Consider the following 18,989-nt stretch of genomic DNA (forward strand, 5'->3'; position numbering starts at 1 on the left):
CCCGGCCTCGGGGGGTGGGCGTTTTGCAGCCATTGGCTGCATTTCTGAAGCGATAGGCGCCGGTGGCGTGCAGGGTCGGATCCGAGGGGCCGGGTGAAAGCAGACACAAAATCGTCACAAAGCTGTCTCTTGACGCCGAACAACATTCCATGGACTCATGGAAGTTGTCGAGTCAGGAGAGAATAATCCAGTTCAACGAAATCATCAGAGGTCCCGTGCCGCTATACAAATCGTCTGCTGTAGATGCAATCAAGCTTCGCAAGGCAAATGAATACAGTTTCTGGGGTTCGAGGAACGCTGCTAATCGGGTGGAGCCGATTGCCAGTCCGCATTTTGATTTTGAGTTAGATCTGGAGCCGGGTGACAAGATCTTCACCGTCGGATCCTGCTTTGCACGCAATGTGGAGGGCCGGCTTGCAACCGCAGGTTATCGCCTGCCGATGCGGGATTTGATGGAGGATCGCAGTTTCGCGGGCGTGCATCCGCGCGCACTCAACAATTTCAGTACACCGTCCATCTGGAACGAACTGGGCTGGGCCACCGGGGAATTGCAGTTCGATGCCGACCAGGCCATCGTCGAATATGCCTCCGGCAAATGGCTCGATCTGCACGTCACCCATAACGTGCAGCCCGCCCCCCGGGATACGGTGCTGCGCCGGCGCTCGGCCATCACCAAGGCCTATGGCAGCTTCAAGGACTGCAAGCTGATCATCATCACGCTGGGCCTGGTCGAGGTCTGGTACGACAATGTGGCAGGCACCTATCTCAACAGCCTGCCGCCGCCGCCGCTGGTCCGTCGCCACCCCGAGCGTTTCGAACTCCATGTGCTCTCGCATGACGAGACGCTGGACTATTGCGACCGGGCCATCGGCCTGCTGCGCAAATACGGGCGGAAAGATGCGGTCATCCTGATGAGCGTGTCGCCAGTGGCGCTCGGGATCACGCACCGGCCTCAGGATGTGATGGTCGCAAATTGCTACAGCAAATCCGTCCTGCGCACGGTCACCGAGGAGATGGTCTCGCGCTATGACAATGTGCACTACTTTCCCAGCTATGAATCCGTTGTCCAGAGCGACCGGCAAATCGCCTGGATGAACGATTTTACGCATGTCACCGAAACGCTGATCGCCCATAATGTCGATCGCCTGGTCAGTCATTTCGAGGGAAGAGGCTCGGGCGGCGACAGCCTGGAGAGCGTTCATGCCAGTATCGACGCCGGAGGAGCATCGGCCGCGCATTTGCATGCCGTCGAAGCGCGCAAGGGCGATCCGACCTCGGCGGCACGTTTCTTCGCCGAATTCGGCGAGTGGTCGGAAAAATCGCCGACCTTCGCGACTGAACATATCGAATGGCTGGTCGAGCAGAAGCAGGCCGCCAAGGCTCTGGACGTCGCATCGCTGACGGATGCCCGGTCAGAGCGGATCAAGATGGCGAAGGCGCGTGCCCTGTTGATGCTCAAGCGCAACCGGGAGGCGCTGGATATCCTCTACGATCCGAAGCTGGAGGAGGCGCGATCGAGCCGCTACTGGTCACTTCGGGTCGAGGCGGAAGGGAACAACGGCGATATCGCCGCGCTGGAGACCACGCTCGGCGGCTGGTCTCGCTCCCTGCCCAAGCAGGCCTCGCAGGCACGGATCCATGTGGCGCGGGCCTTGTTGGCGCAATCATCGGTCGGCCGCGCGCTGGAACTGCTCGAGCTTGCGCTGGTCGACAATCCCAAATCGGCGCTCGGCCATATTCTCTGTGCCGAGGCGCATCTGCTGCGTGGCGACCTTGCTGCCGCGAGGCAGAACTTCGCGCAGGCGGAGCCGGCAACGCCGAGCGAAAACCGCCGCTATAACAAACTGAAGGACAGGATCGGCGAATTGGTTGGAGCGTAGTTGATTTCAAACAGGAGCTTGGGGGCACCTATGCTAAGCGAAGTTCAGAAGAGCTCATTCGTCGACAAGGGCTATTGCACTGTCCAGATCGATTTGGATGCCAAATGGACGAACTGGGCGATCGACCTGACGTGGAGCCAGATCGACAGCCATTTTGACCGAGACGATCCCAAGACCTGGGTCGGCGAGATCGAGGACGATTGCCGCTCCGCCACGCTCGCCAAACGCCGCGGCCGGCTGAAGTTCAAGGACAATGTGTTCCGGCATCCGGAACTGATCCGGATGATGTATGGCAACGGTCCGGTGATGTCGGCCGTGCGCAGCCTGATCGGCGAACGCTGCGTCGGCCGCCATGCGACGCGCGGCCTTTATCCAATCTTTCCGACCCCGCAATCGAGCGACACGATCAAAGGCGGCATGGATGCGCATCCCTTCCAGGTGAACGCCGTGCTCTATCTCGACGACGTCGCCGAAGACGGCGGCGCCTTCAGCGTCTGGGAAGGGAGCCATTACATCATGGCGAAGGCGTTTGCCGGCCGCGCTTCCTATAAATTGCTCGACAATGTCGAAGCGCTGCGCCTGGAAGCGGAGGCCCGTTGCCGTCACGTGATGCTGCCTGGGCCTCGCGGCACCCTGGTGCTGTGGCACCATCGGCTGCTGCACACGCCCACGACGAACAGGACCGACAAGATCCGTTATGCCTTGCTCGCGGATTACTACCGTGACGACTGGCTCGATCAGGTCGACGAACCCCATACCGATAACTTTTGGGAAGGGTGGCCGCTGTCAGCCACGCCGTCGTCAGGGCATGCCTACGAGCCGGAAGCGCTCGGCCTGACCGCTTCACCGGCAAAAAGGACGCGTCGAAACAAGGAGTTGGAGCAGGCAAGCGTTTCCATCTGAACGCGTTTTGCTCTAAGTGCTCGCGCCATCGTATTTGTGAATCTCGAGCGTATCGAGATCGATGGCCGGCACGCAGCGCAGATTGATCGCCACCATGGCGGCCCCGTCGGGCCGGGTTGCCTTGGCAAAGGCCTGGGTGCCGCAGATCTCGCAGAACTGGTGTTCGATACGGTGCTTGTTGAACTGATAGGTCTTCAGCTTGGCCGGATCGGCGGAGATGGTGACCGCTTCGGCCGGCAGGAAGGCCAGGAGCGAGCCCTTGCGGCGGCAATAGGAGCAATTGCAGCTCACCGCGCTGGTCGGCGCATCGGCTTCGGCCGTAAAGGAAACCGCGCCGCAATGACAACTGCCTTCGAAGCTCATCTCCCGTCCTCCCGGAATGGTTGTGTGCAAGGCGCCAAGCATAGTCCGGCGCGAGGGATTCGGGGATCCTGTTCCGGCGCCCGGAAGAGAACTTCCTTTTGTTTGCACCGGGCCTTGGCAGACGTAAATACCATACACATTCTATGATCTGAGTGATGTGCTCGACCGGGCTTTCCAACCCGGCCTGCCCTTTCCTGGGAGATCTTCATGGCCCGCCAATTGCGGCTCGGCGCCTTCATGCGCCCGGCGAGCATTCATACCGGAGCGTGGCGCTATCCCGGCGCCTGGCCCGACGCCAATTTCAACTTCGCCCATCTGAAACATCTGGCCCAGCGGCTCGAAAGCGCCCGCTTCGATGCCTTCTTCATGGCCGATCATCTCGCCGTGCTCAACATGCCGGTGGAGGCGCTCAAGCGCAGCCATACCGTGACCTCGTTCGAACCTTTCACCCTGCTGTCGGCGCTGTCGGCCGTCACCGAGCATATCGGCCTGGTCGCCACCGCCTCCACCACCTTCGATGCCCCCTACCATGTCGCCCGGCGCTTTGCCTCGCTCGATCATCTCAGCGGCGGCCGGGCGGGCTGGAACATCGTCACCACCTCCAATCCCGATGCTGCCCTGAATTTCGGCCTCGACGACCATGTCGGGCATGACGAGCGCTACCGCCGGGCGCGGGAATTCTACGATGTGGTCACCGGTCTGTGGGACAGCTGGGCCGACGACGCCTTCATTCGCGACGTCGAGAGCGGTCTTTATTTCGATCCGGACAAGCTGCATGTGCTTGCCCACAAGGGCGAGCATCTCTCCGTGCGCGGACCGCTGAACATCGCCCGGCCGGTACAGGGCTGGCCGGTGATCGTGCAGGCCGGTTCCTCGGAGCCGGGCCGCCAGCTCGCGGCCGAGACGGCGGAGGCGGTGTTCACCGCGCCGCCCAACCTGACCGAAGGGCGCCGCTTCTATGCCGACGTCAAGGGCAGGATGGCGCGGCTCGGCCGCGACAGAGATCATATGAAGATCCTGCCGGCCGCCTTCGTGGTGGTCGGCGACAGCGTGGAGGAAGCCAAGGCCAAGCGCGCCAGGCTCGACAGCCTCGTGCATTACGACAGCGCCGTTGCCTCGCTCTCCATTGCCCTTGGCCACGATGCCTCAGGCTTCGATCCCGACGGCAGGCTGCCGCCTATTCCCGAGACCAATGCCAGCAAGAGCGGCCGCGAACGGGTGCTGCAACTGGCCGAAAGCGAGGGGCTCACTGTGCGCCAGCTCGCCCAGCGCCTCGGCGGTTATGCGGGCCTGGCTTTCGTGGGCACGCCCGCCAGCATCGCCGATGAAATGGCGGAATGGCTGGAAAGCGAGGGCTCGGACGGCTTCAACGTGATGTTCCCCTATCTGCCCGGTGGCCTCGACGACTTCGTCGACAAGGTCGTGCCGGTGCTGCAGGAGCGCGGCCTGTTCCGGCGCGAGTATGAGGGGCGGACCCTGCGCGAGAATCTCGGCCTGCCGCGGCCGGAAAACCGGTTCTTCAAATAGGAGAAAATTTCCTGCCGAGTTGAGGCGGTTGGAGTGTCAGCCTCCGGCTGACATCTTGGAAACGCAGCTCTCGCTGGCAAGCGGAATGTCAGCCAGGAGGCTGACACTCCGCATATCCTGCGCTCTTTCATGCAAACGCAACTGTCGCCCTAAGCTCGACCTCACACCATTGCGAAGCTGTCGGGATCCGGGCCGATCTTGCCCTTGGCATCGTCGAGCTTCTCGATGGCGGCGATGTCCTCCGGCGCCAGCTTGAAATCGAAGACCTGGAAGTTCTCGACGATGCGGGCCGGTGTCACCGATTTGGGAATGACGACATTGCCGATGTCGAGATGCCAGCGAAGGATCACCTGGGCGGCGCTCTTGCCATATTTCTTGGCAATGGCCGTCAGAGCGGGATCGCTGAGCAGCGTGCCCTGGCCGAGCGGGCTCCAGGCTTCCGTGGCGATGCCTTCCTTGGCGTGATAGGCGCGCAGGGCCTTCTGCTGGAAGCGCGGATGCAGCTCGATCTGGTTGATCGCGGGAATCACGCCGGTCTCGGCCTTCAGGCGCTCGAGATGGGCAATCTGAAAGTTGGAGACGCCGATGGAGGCGACGCGGCCTTCCTCGCGCAGCTTGATCAGGGCCTTCCAGCTCTCGACATAGAGATCGCGCGAGGGCACCGGCCAGTGGATGAGATAGAGGTCGACCGTCTCCAGGCGCAGCTTCTTCAGGCTCGTATCGAAAGCGCGCAGGGCCTGATCGTAACCCTGGTCGCCGTTCCACAGCTTGGTGGTGAGGAAAATATCCTTGACGGGAACGCTGGAGGCGGCGAGCGCATCGCCCACGCCTTCTTCGTTGCCGTAGATGGCGGCGGTGTCGATCGAGCGGTAGCCCGCCTCGATCGCCGCGGTAACCGCCGCCTTCGCGCCGTCATTCGGTACCTGCCAGACGCCGAAGCCGAGCTGCGGAATGTCCTTGCCGTCATTGAAACGGATGGTCGGGCTCATGGGGAAACTTTCCTGAAATCGTTGGAAGAAAGGGATGCCGGAAAAGCGATGATTCGATCGCTGAACATGCAGTCGCTGGGGCTGCATGGCTCATCTATGGTCTGGTCGGCCAAGCGCAACCCGTCGATCTCACTGAAAACCGGCGATCCCATGCGGAACATAGGAGGCTTCGAGGGTGGCGATTTCCTCGCCCGTCAGTTTCAGGTCGAGCGCCGCGATGGCGTCGGTCAGATGATGTGGCTTGGAGGCTCCGACGATCGGTGCGGTCACGCCGCCCTTTTGCGCCACCCAGGCGAGAGCCACCTGCGCCCGCGGCACGCCGCGCGCCTTGGCGATGGCGGCCACCGCCTCGATGACCTTGCGGTCGGCCTCCTGCGTGGCGTCGTAGAGCGCCGTGCCGACATTGTCGCTTTGCTGGCGCTCGCTGCTCTCGTTCCAGTCGCGCGTCAGCCGGCCGCGCGCGAGCGGGCTCCAGGGCAGCACGGCGATGCCCTGGTCGCGGCATAGCGGCAGCATCTCGCGCTCCTCTTCCCGATAGAGCAGGTTGAGGTGGTTCTGCATGCTGACGAATTCGGTCCAGCCATGCAGGCGGGAGGTGTAGAGCGCCTTGGTGAACTGCCAGGCATGCATGGAGGAAGCGCCGATATAGCGGGCCTTGCCGGCCTTCACGACGTCATGCAGAGCTTCCAGCGTTTCCTCGATCGGGGTCGACTCATCCCAGCGGTGGATCTGGTAGAGGTCGACATAGTCGGTGCCGAGGCGCCGGAGGCTGTTGTCGATCTCCGCCAGGATGGCGCGGCGCGACAGGCCGGCGCCGTTGGGGCCGGGACGCTGGCGGAAAAAGACCTTGGTCGCCAGCACGATCTCCTCGCGCCGCGAAAACTCCTTGATGGCCCGGCCGACGATCTCCTCGGAGGTTCCGTCGGAATAGGAATTGGCGGTATCGAGGAAATTGATGCCCGCCTCGATGGCCTGGCGGATCAAAGGGCGGCTCTGTTCCTCGGGCAGGGTCCAGGCATGATTGCCCCGGTCGGGCACGCCATAAGTCATGCAGCCAAGGCACAGGCGTGACACTTCGAGGCCCGTCGAGCCGAGCTTGACGTAATCCATGGATGAAACTCCTTATTGAAAGAATGGGTCGGGCGCGTCGTCACCAAAGGACCACGCCAACCGACTAATCCCGCTATTGATGGGTTCGGTCGATTGTGAATCGGACGAGTGCCGAAGTCCAGCTTCAAGGCGGGGCAGAGTGGCATCCCGGCGTTCACGGAACTGCGAGATATCCGACTGTCCGACGCCGATGACTCAGGCACCATGACAATTGCGGTGATGCCTGGCTCGCAGGGACGCAAATCCAAGGTCTCGCGCCAAATCCGACTGCGGTGCTACAGCTCGAACTCGATGCCTTCCTTCCCCGCTTCGGGAAAGAGGCAATCATAGTGCCAGCGTGTCCTCAAATTCTCGTCGTCCCATTGCTCCGTGCTGGGCTGGCGGAAGTTGAAGATCAGCGTCTTCCGGCGCCCGGGATCGTGCTTGAGGATGCGGGCGATGGTCTCGGCATCCGGGTGACCGTGATGGCTGCCATCGGTCGAGAAGGCAAAACGGGTGCAGTCGATCAGGCTGAGCAGGGCCGGGGAGGTATTGGCCTTGCTGCCGTGATGGGACACCTTCAGGCAGTCGAGCCTCAAGGGGTTCTCTGCGCTATGGCCGAGCCGTTCGAGCGCGGCCTCGATGACATCGGCATGGGAATCCGCCGCCATCAGCACGCGTTTCTGGTCGAACTCCGCGATGAAGGCGATGCTGCTGCCGTTGGGCCTGGTGCCGTCGCCGCTGAACTGGCGCGCGGCCAGGGCTTCGACATTGAGGCCGCCGAGAATCTCGCGTTCTTCCGTCTCGGCCAGCTCCACCGGCTCCTTGTCCTCCTTGCGCAGATGAGCCTCGGCGAGCGCCCTCTCCCAGGTGGGCAGCAGCCTGGTGAGTTCCTGGTCCGTCGGGGAAAGCAGAGTGAGTTTCAGGCCGCCGGCGAACGTCAAGGGTGCCGCTGCCTCCGGGCTGCCGGTGGAGACGACGCGGGAGGCGAACTGGCTGTTCCACGGCCAGCCGCTGGCCTTGATGCCCGCCGTCACCTTCTCGGCCTGGTCGACGCCGAGCGTCTCGGCGTCGCGAAGCCGCTCCCTGGCATCGACGAGCTGGGAATAAGCGTTGAACCAGACATTGCGAGCCGTGAAGGGAAGCGCCGGTTCCGCGAAGAGCGGCACGGCGCCTTCGATGTGATCGGCGTCGATATGGCTGATGGCGAAGAGCTCGAAGGTGCCGATCGTCTGCAGCAGCGGCTTCAGCGCCCGGTAATTCTTGGTGCGGCCGAGATCGATGAGGGCGCGATGGAGGGCGTCTTCCTCACCCCAGCTCAGCATCAGCGCATCGCCCTCGGAGGCCGGATGCATGGCGAGCCTGAAGACCGGCATGGCGTTCTCCTTCAATCGTCGAGGCGGATCACGGTGAAGGCCTGAGCTGAATCGACGCGGTTGGCGAAGGCGCGGGCGGCGCGGCGCGGGGCTTCGAGCGCCTTTTCGTCCGGCAGACTTTCGAGCCCGCGGGCCAGCCAGTCCGCCGACAGCGAATAGAGCGGGGCGCCGCGTGAAAACCCTGCCATGAGATGGGTCTTGGCCTGCTCGAACTGTTCGGCGTTGCGCGCCCGCATCAGGAGGCGGCGGCCGAGAATGATCGGCCCGTCGGGAATGAACGGAAACCAGTCGGCAAGATTGAAGAGCCAGGGGTCCCAGCGCCGTTCGAGGTCGGGCGAGGCGGCCGAGACGGCGATCAGCGCGGCGGCAAGCGCCGCGATCGGATCGGCGAGCTTGTCCTGCATCGCATCGATCACGGATTGCTGGAGCCCGCCGGCCAGGAGCGCGCTGCCGGCGTCGGCATCGCGGGCCGCCAGGAAGCCGATCAGGCCGTTCCAGACGGGATTTTCGGCGATGACGGTGGCTGTGCTTTTCTCGCGTGGCGCCAGCCTGTCGACGAGCACATAGGGGCTCCACCGGCCGGCGATGCTCGGCACCACAGCGAGATCGCGGCGCCGGCCGGTCTCGATCGCTACGAAGACCGGGCGGTCTTGGGCTCCCCTTTCGAATGGCGCGAAGCGGCGCGCCGCGGTATCGGCCAGGCCGAGCCGTACCAACCGCCCATCATCGTTCTCCATCGTTGCGGCGAGGCGCGGATCGGCAAGAGCATGCAGGCCGAGCGCATAATCGGCGTGGCCGGCGATGGTGGCGACCACCGGCGTGACCGGGGGAGGGGCGGGCGCGGGAAAGCCGGTCTGCCAATCGGGCGCAGCCGGACTGCCGATATCCGCCGGCAGCCCGTGCCACAGGCTTTCCAGGCCCGGCGCCGGGGCGGGGGGCGGCGGCGCGGCGGGGGGAGAGGGAAGCGGGACGGCACCGGTTGCCGTGGCCGTTCCCAGCCATTCATGCGGCGAGGCCGGCATGGCGAAGCGCACTTCCAGCACGTCGTCCCTGGCCACCGTGACGTTCTGGACCTCGACCCGGCCGTCGGGCGTGCGCAGAGTGACGATATGCTCGCCGGGCCGGACATCCACCGGCGTGGCCCCGCCGATGGCGACGACGAGCTGTTTGGGATTCTTCTTCGGTTCGTCCGCCCGGATGATCTCGGCCACCGCACCGGCGGCGATCGTCACGGGTCCCGACAGGCTGACCAGAAGCTGCGCGGCCGGGCCGACGCCGCGCCCGGGATCGAGCCTGTCCACCACCACCGTGGTCGGCGCGGCATTGCGCCTGACCTCGAGAAAGACGGCGGGCGCCCGCGCCTTGCCTTTGGCCACGCCGATATCCACGCCGAAACGGCGGACGGAGACACTGAGGGCGGTATTTTCCGGATAGTTCAGGCGCCGGAACGGCGAGCCGTCGCCAGCGCCCTCGAAGGCTGTCTCTCCCCCCGGTGTGGCGGCGACGGTGAAGTCGCTGTCGGGCCAGTTCTCGGGCTGGTCCAGCGAGATATAGACCGGGATCTCCTCCCGCTCGCCCGCATAGGTGATCTCGAAGGTCCCGGCATTGCGTCCGCCCGGCGTCTGCGGCTTTTCATCGGGCTGACGGTGCAGTTCGAGCAGCCTGTTGACCTTGTCGACCAACTGGCCCGGTCTTACCGGCCAGCCTTCGTCGGCCGGATCGGCTGCAACCCCGTCGAGGGCGCTCAGCAGCGCGTCGGCAAACAGGGTGGTGGTGTTGACGCGCCCTCCCGCGACTTCCCCGAGCGCGGTGGCGGCAATCACCCATTGCTTGCTGGGTTCGTCATGGCCTCTGTTTTCGCGGGTCAGGGCAATCAGCTTGCTGCCGAACGGCTCGTTCCAGGGCAAGGAAAGCTCCGTCGCAGAGCGGCAGCAATCGAACAGCAGAAGCTGGGAGACGGCCTTGGCGTTTTCCAGCGCGGAGATGAACTGCTCGACTTCGGACATGCCGGCCGTGGCATCGAGATCGTCCATGGCATAGTCCTCGAGGAGGAAGGCCGTGCGGGAGAGCCGGCTCTCGCCATGGCTTGCGACATAGAGAATGGCAAGATTGTCCTGGTGCGTGTTGATGCGCCTCACCCAGGCGCGCACCGCTTCGCGCGCCGCGGCGAAGCCGGCGCGCGGCACCGGTCCGCCGGCATAGGTCGCGCGAGGGTCCTCGCCTGCCGCCGGCTCGGAGAGCAGGATGGCGAGGCTGCCGAGCGGGCAGGCCTCGTTGCGAAAGCCGGGCGCCTCCCCGACGAACCAGTCCGCCAGCGCCCGTGCCGAGAAGGTGGTCGAGGTCAAGGGCTTCCTGAAGTGCGGCGACTGGTAGGCGCCGACGCCGATGATCAGCACATGGGTCGCGGGACCGGCCGCCAGCGCGTCGTCGCGATAGACCAGGCCGAGCTTCCTGTCGGGATCGTCAGCGGCGAGTTTCATGGTCCTAGACCGGGAAGCCGGGCAGGGGATAGGCCGTCGGTGCCGGCTCGGCCGGCGCGACATAGCTGCGTAGGGCGACATCCATCATCAGCCAGCCCCAATTGATGAGCCGGCTCTGCTCTTCCTCGTCGAAGGGGTTGAGGCGGGTGCGCATCCCGGCCAGCCGCGCGACCATGGCGGGATCGGGTTTCAGCATCTGCGGCGCCGGATATTTCGAGGCGAGGCCGTCGATGCCGCTGAAGGCGATCACGCGGCCGGCCGCCCTGGCTTCGGCAAAGAGCAGGCGCTTGCGCAGGCCGCGCGCCTGGTCCGTGGCGATGTCGAGGGCGCGCAGGGCCTGCTGGGGCCAGAAGGCTTGGGCGGATTCCTCGGTGCCGAAGGGGGCGCCGGCATCGCTGACGATCACCGTGGCGAAATCGTCCACCGTCTCCAGACCGAGATTGTCATAGGCGCCGCCATCGGTGAGGGAAAGCTTGCGATTGTAGTCGGGATCGCCGAAATGGCTCGTGCCGGTGGCGTTCACCCAGCGCGCGGGGTCAACCTGGATCTCCACCGGCGAAAGCACCGGTGGAAAGGCGCTCGAAGCGGCGACGGCCACCGCCAGCCGGATGTCGGGCTCGGGAATGATGCCGATGGCGTAGTCGGCCAGCCTGACCTTTTGCAGGCGCACGAGCCGGCCGGTCTGCAGATTGGTGGCGTTGAAGATGAATTGCGGGCTGTCTGGCAGATCCTGCAGGCTGATGCCCTCGAACAGATCATCATAGCTATTGGCGAGGACGTCGCCGATGTTCTTGCCGGGCAGGATCGTCCCGAGGCCCACGGCCTTGGTGTCGATCGAGCGGGTGCAGAAGTTGCGCAGCGGTGCGATCACCCTGGCGTCGAGATCGGTTGCAATACCGTTCTCAAAGGTCAGCTGTTTCCAGGCGGCTGCCAGCATGCCCGAGGCGATCGATCCGCCCGACACGCTGGAGATCCGGCCGAGTTTGGGGAGCAGGCCGAGCTGGTTGAGCCGGATCAGGGCGCCGCAATGATAGAGCGTGGCGCGAAAGCCGCCGCCCGACAGGGCCAGCGCCGGCATCCCGCGATCCGCCGTGCGGTCTTCGACTCCACTGTCCTGTGCCATCGCCCATCCCCCTCAGGATCTGCAGGCGAAGTGTTCGACCAGAGCCGTGAGTCGGGCGTTATTCCGCTGCCGGGGCAGCTCCGGGATCAGCGGACCCGCTCGTCGAACAGAACCAGGGCCGCGGCGCCGACGAGGCCGGCATTGTCGCCGAGGGCGGCTTTCGCGACCGGCACGTCGCGGAAAGAGGGCAGGGCGGTGGTACGGACGATCCGGTGGATCGTCTCGTCCATCAGATCGAAGCCATGCGCGACGCCGCCGCCCATCACCAGTTTTTCCGGGCTGAAGAGGTGGATGAGGCTGACGAAGCCCTCGCCGAGCAGGGTCGCCTCCTCGTCGAGAAGCGCGAGGGCGGTCGCATCGCCCTGGCGTGCGGCTTCGACGACATCCCCGGCGGTCGGCGCCGCCAGGCGCGCGAGACTGCTGCCGGGATGAGCAAGTGCAGCCTGGCGCGCGCGCCGGTCCAGCGCCGTGCCGGCCGCGAAGGCCTCGAAGCAGCCGACGGCGCCGCAGCTGCAGCGCGGCCCGTCCTGGGCTAGGCGGAAATGGCCGACATGGGCGGTCATGCCGCGCCGGCCATGCAGGAGGCGTCCATCGCTGACCACGCCGCCGCCGATGCCGGTGGAGACCGTGACATAGAGGAGATGGTCGAGCCCGCGGCCGGCGCCGAAGCGCCATTCGCCATAACAGGCGGCGATGGCGTCGCCTTCCACCACCACGGGCCGGCCGAGGGCGGCGGAGAGCTCGTCGCGCAGGGGAAAGTCTTCCCAGCCCGGCAGGGTCGGGACATGGATGAAGGTGCCGGTGTCGCTGTCGAGCGGCCCGGGGGCGCAGACGCCGATGCCGGAGAGCGAGCCGAGGCTCGCGTCGTCCGTCACGTCCTCGATGAGACTGCGGAATTGCGCCATCACGGCCGCCGGGCCGCCGGCTACATCCGTGCGGGTGGCGGCGCGCTTGAGCACGGCGCCGGTATCATCAACGAGGGCGGCGCGCACCTGCGTGCCGCCAAGGTCGATACCGATGGCGCGCCGAACCATGGTCAGGGCTCCCGCTGCAGACCATGAACCCAGGCGATGCGGGCGGCCAGATCCGGCGCGCCGAAGGCCAGCGACCCCATCACGATGGTCTCGGCGCCGGCAAGCCGCAGATTGGGCACGGTGTGCTCGCGATTGCCGCCGTCGGAGGCGAGGATGATGCGGTGCCCGGATTTGCCGGCGATCAGCTTGCGGGCCTCGCGCAGGCGCGACAGGGCCGAATCGTCGAGGCCGACGCCCTTGATGCCGATCAGGGTGCCGAGCAGGGTCAGCATATCCAGGCGGTCGAGGAAGGGCTCCGCCGCCGCGACCGGCGTATGGAGCTGCAGCACCATGCCGGTGGCAAGGCCGTGTTCGCGGATGCGGGCCAGCGCTGCGTCGGCATTGCCGTTCTCGGCATGGATGCTGATCAGATCGGCTCCCGCCTCGGCGAACTGGTCGATCTGGTCGAGGAGAATGTCGTCCGTCGTCATCAGATGGACGTGAATGGGCTTGGCGGTCACCTTGCGAACGGCCGCCGTCAGGTCCGGAAAATAAAGCAGGGCAGGCGAGAAATGGCCGTCCGCGACATCGACATGGAAGATGTCGACATGGGGCTCGACCCGGGCGATGTCGTCGGCGAGGCGGCCGAGATCGGCGGACCAGAGCGAGAATTCGGCGAGGAGGCGGTCGGCGGGCAGGGCCTGGAGCCAACCGGGGGCGGGTTTCATGCTGAAATCTCCGAGAGGAACTGCGCCAGGGCGGCGCGGAAATCCTGGACGTAGCGCGGCTTGTCCAGTGCCTTGGGGGTGATGCGGGCGAGACGGGCGCCGGGGATGAGTGCGGCGAGCGTCTCGGCATGGGCGAGCGGATGGATGGCGTCGACCTCCGTGCCGACGACGAGCGTCGGTACCCCGAGGGCCGCGATATCGGCGCGGGAGACGCCGAGGCCATCGGCCGAAATGCGGGCGAGCAGGGCCGCGGTGACGGCCTTGGGTTCTCGCGTGAAGAAGCCGCGCAGCGAGGCGAGATTGTCTGGGGCGTTGGCCGCAAGATCGCGCGCCGTATCGGAGGCCTCGAACAGGGCCCGCGCCTCCTCCGCGTCGTGACGGGCGAGCAGCGTGCCGACAAAGGCATTGGGTTCCATGTTGGCCGGAGCAGCCTCGGCGACCCAGGCCGGGCGGGCCAGCACCAGCGCTCGCACCAGGTCCGGCCTGGCAACGGCGAGACGCAGCGCGATCGCCGCACCCATCGAGATGCCCCCAAGGACGACGGGGCCGAGCGCCAGGCTGTCGAGCCAAGCCGCCAAGTCGTCGGTGAAGGTTGCGATCGAGAGAAGCCCGGTGTCGCCGGCGTCCGAGCCGCCATGGCCGCGGCATTCGAGCGTGAGGCAGCGCGCCGGCAGCTCGAAGGGAAAGATTTCGGCCGGCTGGGCAGCATCCCCGCACAGGCCATGCTGGAGGACCACGGGCATGCCGCTGCCGCGGTCATAAGTGGCGAGGTTGAGGTTGTCGCGGTGGAAGGTCGCGTTCATCGGCTCAAACGCCCAGCGATGCGGTCAGCCTTCTCCCCTTGCGGGAGAAGGTGCCCCGAAGGGGCGGATGAGGGGTCTCGCTACGCGGGTCGAATGTGGTGCAACACCCCTCATCCCCCTGCCGGGACCTTCTCCCGCAAGGGGAGAAGGGAGTGGTTCTGCGGGGGTCGGCGCCCCTCATCACGCAATCACCTCCGCCAGCTTCCGGCCGAGAAATGCCGCCACCTCCTCCGCCTCATCAGCAGCCAGGCCGTGGGTGACCAGGGGACCATCGAAGCCGATGCGGGCCAGCCCGGCGAGATAGTGGTCGTAGTCGAGCACGCCCCTGCCGGCGGTGGTGAAGCCGCCGGCGGCGTCCCTGTCCTTGGCATGGGCCATGACGATGCGGTCGGCCAGGAGGTCGATGGCCTCGGAGACCAGGCGCTGCTGCTCGGCGCGCGAAGCGACCTCGAAGAGATTGGCCGGGTCGAGGATGATCTTCAGCCGGGGGCTCGCCATTTCGTCGATGATCGCGCGGGCCTTGGCGGCCGAATCGATGACATTGGCGAGTTCCGGCTCGATGCCGAGATCGACATCGTGCTGCTCGGCGATATCGAGCGCCGTTTCCAGACTGGTGGCGAGATCGCGCCAGGCCTCCGGCGTGGCGTTGTCCGGATGGCCACGCCACTGGTCGTCAGGGTCGCGTGTGCCGGTGCACAAGGTGAGCAGGCGGGTGCCCATGCCGCGGGCTGCGCCGGCGATGACCGCCAGGCCGTCATGGCCGCGCCAGCGCTGGGCCGGATCGGGGTGGATCATGTTGTAGGTAGCGGAGACAGCTGCGATCTCGAGATTCTGGTCGAGAGCTGCGGCATGGACCGCCTCGGCCACGCCAGCCGGAATGGCCTGCGGCATGGAAGGCAGACCCGAACAGGCCATGTTGTATTGCACGCTGCCATAACCCGCCACGCGGGCCGCCGCCATCACCGCTCCCGGCGTGTCGCCCGGGAAGGTCTTGGCAAAGATGCCGAGCCGCATCACAACTCTCCCTTGACGTCGGCGAGCCGCACGGCACGGCCTTCGCGGACGGATTGGGCGATGGCGATCATAGCCCTGACGGAGGCGACGCCGTCCTCGATGCCGGCGCCGCGCATTGGCGCGCCCTTGAGGATGACGTCGGCGAAGCCCTCCAGCTGCCGGCGGTAGAAATGGCCATCCGCGCCGAGGACACGGGTGGTGGCGCCGTCCTTCTCGCGGAAGATATCGACGTCGCTGCTCTTGTAGTACCAGGGGTTATAGGTCTTGCCGAGCACGCTGCCATGCTCGCCATAGATCTGGAAACCCTCGTGCCAATCCATGCGTACGGCCACCGTGAGGTCGAGATGGCCGAGCGTGCCATTGGCGAAGGCGATGTCGACGAACCAGCAGCGCGCACCGAAGCGCTCGGAAAAGCGCGCCTCGACCTCGACGATCTCGCCGCCGAAATAGCGGGCGGTATCGACGAGATGGCTGCCATGGGCGAGCATGTAATAACGCTGCAGATCGGCCTTGGGGTCGGCGGCCGGCTTGCGCGCCTGCCGGCTGGTGACGATCAGGGGCTGGACGGCATCGGTCATCGGATAGCGATGGGTCGAATCGCAATACCAGGCCTTGAGGGCGAGCATCTCGCCCATTTCCGTGTCGATGAAGGCCTTGGCCGCTTCCAGGCCCGCATCGAAGCGCTTCATATGGCCGACCTGCAGCACCTTGCCGCTGGCCGCCACGGCGGCGCGCAGCGTCTCCACTTCCTCGACGCCGATGCCGGCAGGCTTTTCGCTGAGCACATGCTTGCCCGCTTCCAGCGCAGCGATCGAGGCCGGTACGTGGAAGGCGTCCGAGGTGGCCACGATGACCGCGTCGAGCTGTGGATCGGCCAGCATGGTGGTATAGTCCGAAAAGGTCTTCTCGGGTTTGTGGGTCCAGGCCATGCGCTCCAGGAGGTCGGGCGCGACGTCGCAAATGGCATAGAGGTCGGCATTGCGGGCCTTGGTGCAGCTTTCGAAATGGGCGGCCTGAGCGATGGGGCCGCAGCCCAGCACGCCGACCTTGAGGCGGTGATCTTCCTTCTTCGGCATGGCGGCGTTCCTGTGGATTTCGATAATTTATTTATTATCTAAACAAATAGGAAGCGCAAGGCCTATGCTGCTATGACAGCCTTGCCTGGCCAGAGGCGTCCCGTTTTGTCCACTATATCGGAGGACAGGTCGCTCGAAATCCCGGTCGGGCAGGCATGACAAGGGCGGTGCTTCTGCTATTAGCAGAAAGTGCCTCAAGGTAAGCAAGCGTTCAGTCCTGAACGCGCCTTGCCCGGGGCAGGGCATGTTTGGGCGAAAACCTACTTCTGCTCCAACTGTCCGCATCGATGCGTCTTTGTGTTTCCAGGTGATTCGGCCGAATCGCAAAGCCATTCTAGAGATTCGGGCGGAGGCGACATCATGGCTGACCAAACCTTCGCGCGTTATGTGAACGAGCGGCGCATTCTCACCCAGTTGCGCCTGCAGGGCGCGATGCCCCGGGCCGAACTCGCCCGGCGTCTCGGCCTGACCCCGGCCACCATCACCAATCTGGTCGAGAACCTCACCGCCAGTTCGTTCCTGGTCGAGCAGCGCATCTCCCGAGAAGACAGCCCGCGCCGCGATGTCGGACGGCCTGGTGTCGACATTGCCCTCAATCCGAGCGGCGGCTACTTTCTCGGCGCCGAGATAGGCGTCGGCGTGGTGCGCTTCGCCTTGATCGACCTGGCGCTCGGAGTGGTCGACAGCCGCACCGCGCGCCTGGCCCATCCCGTCGGTCCCGATGCGGCAGTGAGCGCCATCGCCACCTATGCCCGCGGCCTGCCGCAACCTCTGCGCTCGATCGGCATCACCGTGCCCGGCCTGGTGCGCTCCGACGGCTATGTCGTGCATCTGCCCATGCTGGGCTGGAAGGATCTCAATCTGAAGGCCTTGGCGGAGCAGGCGCTCAGTGCGCCTGTTTTCGTCGAGAACAACGCCCATGCCGCCGCGTTCGGCGAGGTTTATACCCAGCCCGGCCTGCAGGCCGATGCCATCGTCTATCTCAAGCTCGGGGCCGGGTGCGGCGGTGCCGCCATCGTCAATGGGCGCCTCGTCCGCGGAGCCGAAGGGACCGGCAACGAGTTCGGCCATATCCGCATCCGCGAAACGGGGCCGCGCTGTTCCTGCGGGCAGGAGGGCTGCCTGGAGAATTTCGTCAACATCGCCGCGCTCGAGCGCTCCTACCGGCCCGGCCAGGGCTTCGGCGTCGACAGTCTTTCCGCCCTGCCGGCCATGGTGGCCGCCGCTGCCCAGGCCGGCGATCGCAACGCCGGCACCGCCATGGACGAGCTGGCAGGCCATCTCATCCTCGGGCTGACATCGCTGACGAACATCTTCAATCCCAGCACGATCGTGCTCGGGGGCGCCATGCGTCCGGTGCTGGCCGCTCGCCTCGACAGGCTGTCTCAGGCGGTCGGCGCCGGCATCGTGCCGGGGATGACGAAGCCGCAGATCCGCCTTTCGACCCTGGGCGAGATGGAATGCGCCATCGGCGCCGCCACCATTGCCCATCACCAGGATTTCGACGTCTCCAACATCGAAATCGGCAGTTGATGGCCTTAGTGTTTTGCGATTTGACGGCATCATCAAGAATCGAAGACGCGTACAACCAAACAATTAGAGCAAAGCGCGCTCTGTCATGAACGCGCTTTGTTCGAGAGATCAGGACGCTTCCTCGTCCACTTGTATCTGCGCCGCCTGCTGCGTGCCGTTGATGGTCGCCGCGCCATAGAAGCCCAGTGCGGACGCTGCGACGCATAGCACCACGGATACGCCGACATTGATCAGCGCCCGCAAGGGCATGTTCATGTGCAGGAGCTCGAAGGTCTGCAGGCTGAAGGAGGAGAAGGTGGTGAATCCGCCGCAGATACCGACCATGAAGAACAGCCGCCAGAGATCCGGCATAGGGGCGCGGCCATTGGCAATGGTCAGCGTGCCGAAGAAGGTGATGGCGAAGGAGCCGGCGATGTTGATGAGGATGGTCGCCCAGGGCAGGCTTTGGCTGTAGGGCGCCAGCCACAGCCCGATCCAATAGCGCCCCACGGAGCCGATGGCGCCGCCGAGGGCGATCATGATGGTGTTGGCGAGCACGGGTGACATGGATGCTCCGAAAATTCGGTGAGAGAGATGAAGGTTTCGGCGGCAATAGGCTGGTCCGATGAGGATAGCCGGGGCTTAGGCCCAATGCGGATCATCCAGCAAGGAAACACTGCGATTTGTCATAGCCGGACTTGGCCCGGCTATCCAGAAACCCGCGACTTAACCGGGCTCTGGGCTGGAGTGCCGGGTCAAGCCCGGCGATGACAAAGGTCGTGCAAACTCGAAGGCACCCGAGGGAACGGCATTAGGTTTGGGCCACCGCCAATCTGAAATCCCGGCAATGCCTGATTCATGGCGGAATCAGCCCCAGGCGCCAGGCGATGGCAAGGCCGATCAGGCCGAGAACAGCCAGGATCGACCAGATCCGAAGGAGGAGGAAGGGGATCGGCTGTCTTGGTCGCGAAGGGCGCATGGCATACCTCCAGGGAGATCGCTGCGGCACTTCGACGAAAGCGGGAGATGGAACGAACTCCTACCGGCGCCGAGCACCTGGTAGGAGTCATCAGCCTTGCGGCGGTTTGGGGGGACTCCATCCCCTATCGATGC

The 18,989-nt window shown here is 65.2% G+C and carries 17 protein-coding genes and 1 riboswitch; of the genes, 4 read left to right on the plus strand and 13 right to left on the minus strand.

Annotated elements, in window-relative coordinates; translation table 11 throughout:
• Positions 1–62: 62 nt before the first annotated feature.
• Positions 63–1,880 carry a GSCFA domain-containing protein gene (locus tag J8I29_RS10340; protein WP_209431569.1) on the plus strand — a complete coding sequence of 606 codons (1,818 nt, stop codon included), beginning with the start codon at positions 63–65 and terminating at the stop codon, positions 1,878–1,880.
• Positions 1,881–1,973: 93 nt separating this feature from the next.
• Positions 1,974–2,783, plus strand: a complete 810-nt coding sequence (locus J8I29_RS10345) for a phytanoyl-CoA dioxygenase family protein (protein ID WP_209431570.1) — start codon at positions 1,974–1,976, stop codon at positions 2,781–2,783.
• 12 nt (positions 2,784–2,795) lie between these two features.
• On the opposite strand, the gene J8I29_RS10350 is transcribed toward J8I29_RS10345, so the two are convergent.
• A complete protein-coding gene (locus J8I29_RS10350; RefSeq protein WP_209431571.1) occupies positions 2,796–3,146 on the minus strand; it encodes a GFA family protein in 351 nt (116 codons plus the stop codon).
• A gap of 207 nt (positions 3,147–3,353) precedes the next feature.
• Here J8I29_RS10350 and J8I29_RS10355 point away from each other — a divergent pair, with 207 nt between their 5' ends.
• Positions 3,354–4,673 carry an LLM class flavin-dependent oxidoreductase gene (locus J8I29_RS10355; RefSeq protein WP_209431572.1) on the plus strand — a complete coding sequence of 440 codons (1,320 nt, stop codon included), beginning with the start codon at positions 3,354–3,356 and terminating at the stop codon, positions 4,671–4,673.
• Positions 4,674–4,834: 161 nt separating this feature from the next.
• Here the strand turns inward: J8I29_RS10355 and J8I29_RS10360 are convergent, their stop codons facing one another.
• The 10 genes from J8I29_RS10360 to J8I29_RS10405 form a co-directional block, all read right to left on the minus strand.
• A complete protein-coding gene (locus J8I29_RS10360; protein ID WP_209431573.1) occupies positions 4,835–5,662 on the minus strand; it encodes an aldo/keto reductase in 828 nt (275 codons plus the stop codon).
• 129 nt (positions 5,663–5,791) lie between these two features.
• Positions 5,792–6,772 carry an aldo/keto reductase gene (locus tag J8I29_RS10365; protein ID WP_209431574.1) on the minus strand — a complete coding sequence of 327 codons (981 nt, stop codon included), beginning with the start codon at positions 6,770–6,772 and terminating at the stop codon, positions 5,792–5,794.
• 275 nt (positions 6,773–7,047) lie between these two features.
• Positions 7,048–8,127: a hypothetical protein gene (locus tag J8I29_RS10370; protein ID WP_209431575.1), complete on the minus strand. Its 1,080-nt coding sequence runs from the start codon at positions 8,125–8,127 to the stop codon at positions 7,048–7,050.
• A gap of 11 nt (positions 8,128–8,138) precedes the next feature.
• Positions 8,139–10,607 carry a caspase family protein gene (locus tag J8I29_RS10375; protein ID WP_209431576.1) on the minus strand — a complete coding sequence of 823 codons (2,469 nt, stop codon included), beginning with the start codon at positions 10,605–10,607 and terminating at the stop codon, positions 8,139–8,141.
• 4 nt (positions 10,608–10,611) lie between these two features.
• Positions 10,612–11,730: a patatin-like phospholipase family protein gene (locus tag J8I29_RS10380; protein WP_209431577.1), complete on the minus strand. Its 1,119-nt coding sequence runs from the start codon at positions 11,728–11,730 to the stop codon at positions 10,612–10,614.
• Between the two features lie 86 nt (positions 11,731–11,816).
• The gene (locus J8I29_RS10385; RefSeq protein WP_209431578.1) at positions 11,817–12,764 is read right to left on the minus strand and encodes an ROK family protein; all 948 of its coding nucleotides are present in this window, start codon (positions 12,762–12,764) and stop codon (positions 11,817–11,819) included.
• A gap of 2 nt (positions 12,765–12,766) precedes the next feature.
• Positions 12,767–13,471, minus strand: coding sequence for a ribulose-phosphate 3-epimerase (locus J8I29_RS10390; protein WP_209431579.1), 705 nt, complete (start codon positions 13,469–13,471; stop codon positions 12,767–12,769).
• Positions 13,468–14,274, minus strand: a complete 807-nt coding sequence (locus J8I29_RS10395) for an alpha/beta hydrolase (RefSeq protein ID WP_245196836.1) — start codon at positions 14,272–14,274, stop codon at positions 13,468–13,470. The genes J8I29_RS10390 and J8I29_RS10395 overlap by 4 nt, the downstream gene beginning before the upstream one ends.
• Before the next feature lie 180 nt (positions 14,275–14,454).
• On the minus strand, positions 14,455–15,288 hold the full coding sequence (locus J8I29_RS10400; protein ID WP_209431580.1) for a sugar phosphate isomerase/epimerase: 834 nt from the start codon (positions 15,286–15,288) through the stop codon (positions 14,455–14,457).
• On the minus strand, positions 15,288–16,364 hold the full coding sequence (locus J8I29_RS10405) for a Gfo/Idh/MocA family oxidoreductase (protein WP_209431581.1): 1,077 nt from the start codon (positions 16,362–16,364) through the stop codon (positions 15,288–15,290). The genes J8I29_RS10400 and J8I29_RS10405 overlap by 1 nt, the downstream gene beginning before the upstream one ends.
• A 360-nt stretch (positions 16,365–16,724) precedes the next feature.
• On the opposite strand from J8I29_RS10405, the gene J8I29_RS10410 reads away from it, so the two are divergent.
• A complete protein-coding gene (locus tag J8I29_RS10410) occupies positions 16,725–17,897 on the plus strand; it encodes an ROK family transcriptional regulator (RefSeq protein ID WP_209431582.1) in 1,173 nt (390 codons plus the stop codon).
• A gap of 108 nt (positions 17,898–18,005) precedes the next feature.
• Here J8I29_RS10410 and crcB read toward each other — a convergent pair whose 3' ends face one another.
• Positions 18,006–18,443, minus strand: coding sequence for a fluoride efflux transporter CrcB (crcB, locus tag J8I29_RS10415; RefSeq protein WP_209431583.1), 438 nt, complete (start codon positions 18,441–18,443; stop codon positions 18,006–18,008).
• 289 nt (positions 18,444–18,732) lie between these two features.
• Positions 18,733–18,855, minus strand: a complete 123-nt coding sequence (locus J8I29_RS30270; protein WP_280870166.1) for a hypothetical protein — start codon at positions 18,853–18,855, stop codon at positions 18,733–18,735.
• 74 nt (positions 18,856–18,929) lie between these two features.
• Positions 18,930–18,989, minus strand: a riboswitch (Fluoride riboswitch).

Origin of the sequence: Labrys sp. LIt4 (assembly GCF_017813775.1) — a bacterium.
GTDB classification, from domain to species: Bacteria; Pseudomonadota; Alphaproteobacteria; order Rhizobiales; family Labraceae; genus Labrys; species Labrys okinawensis_A.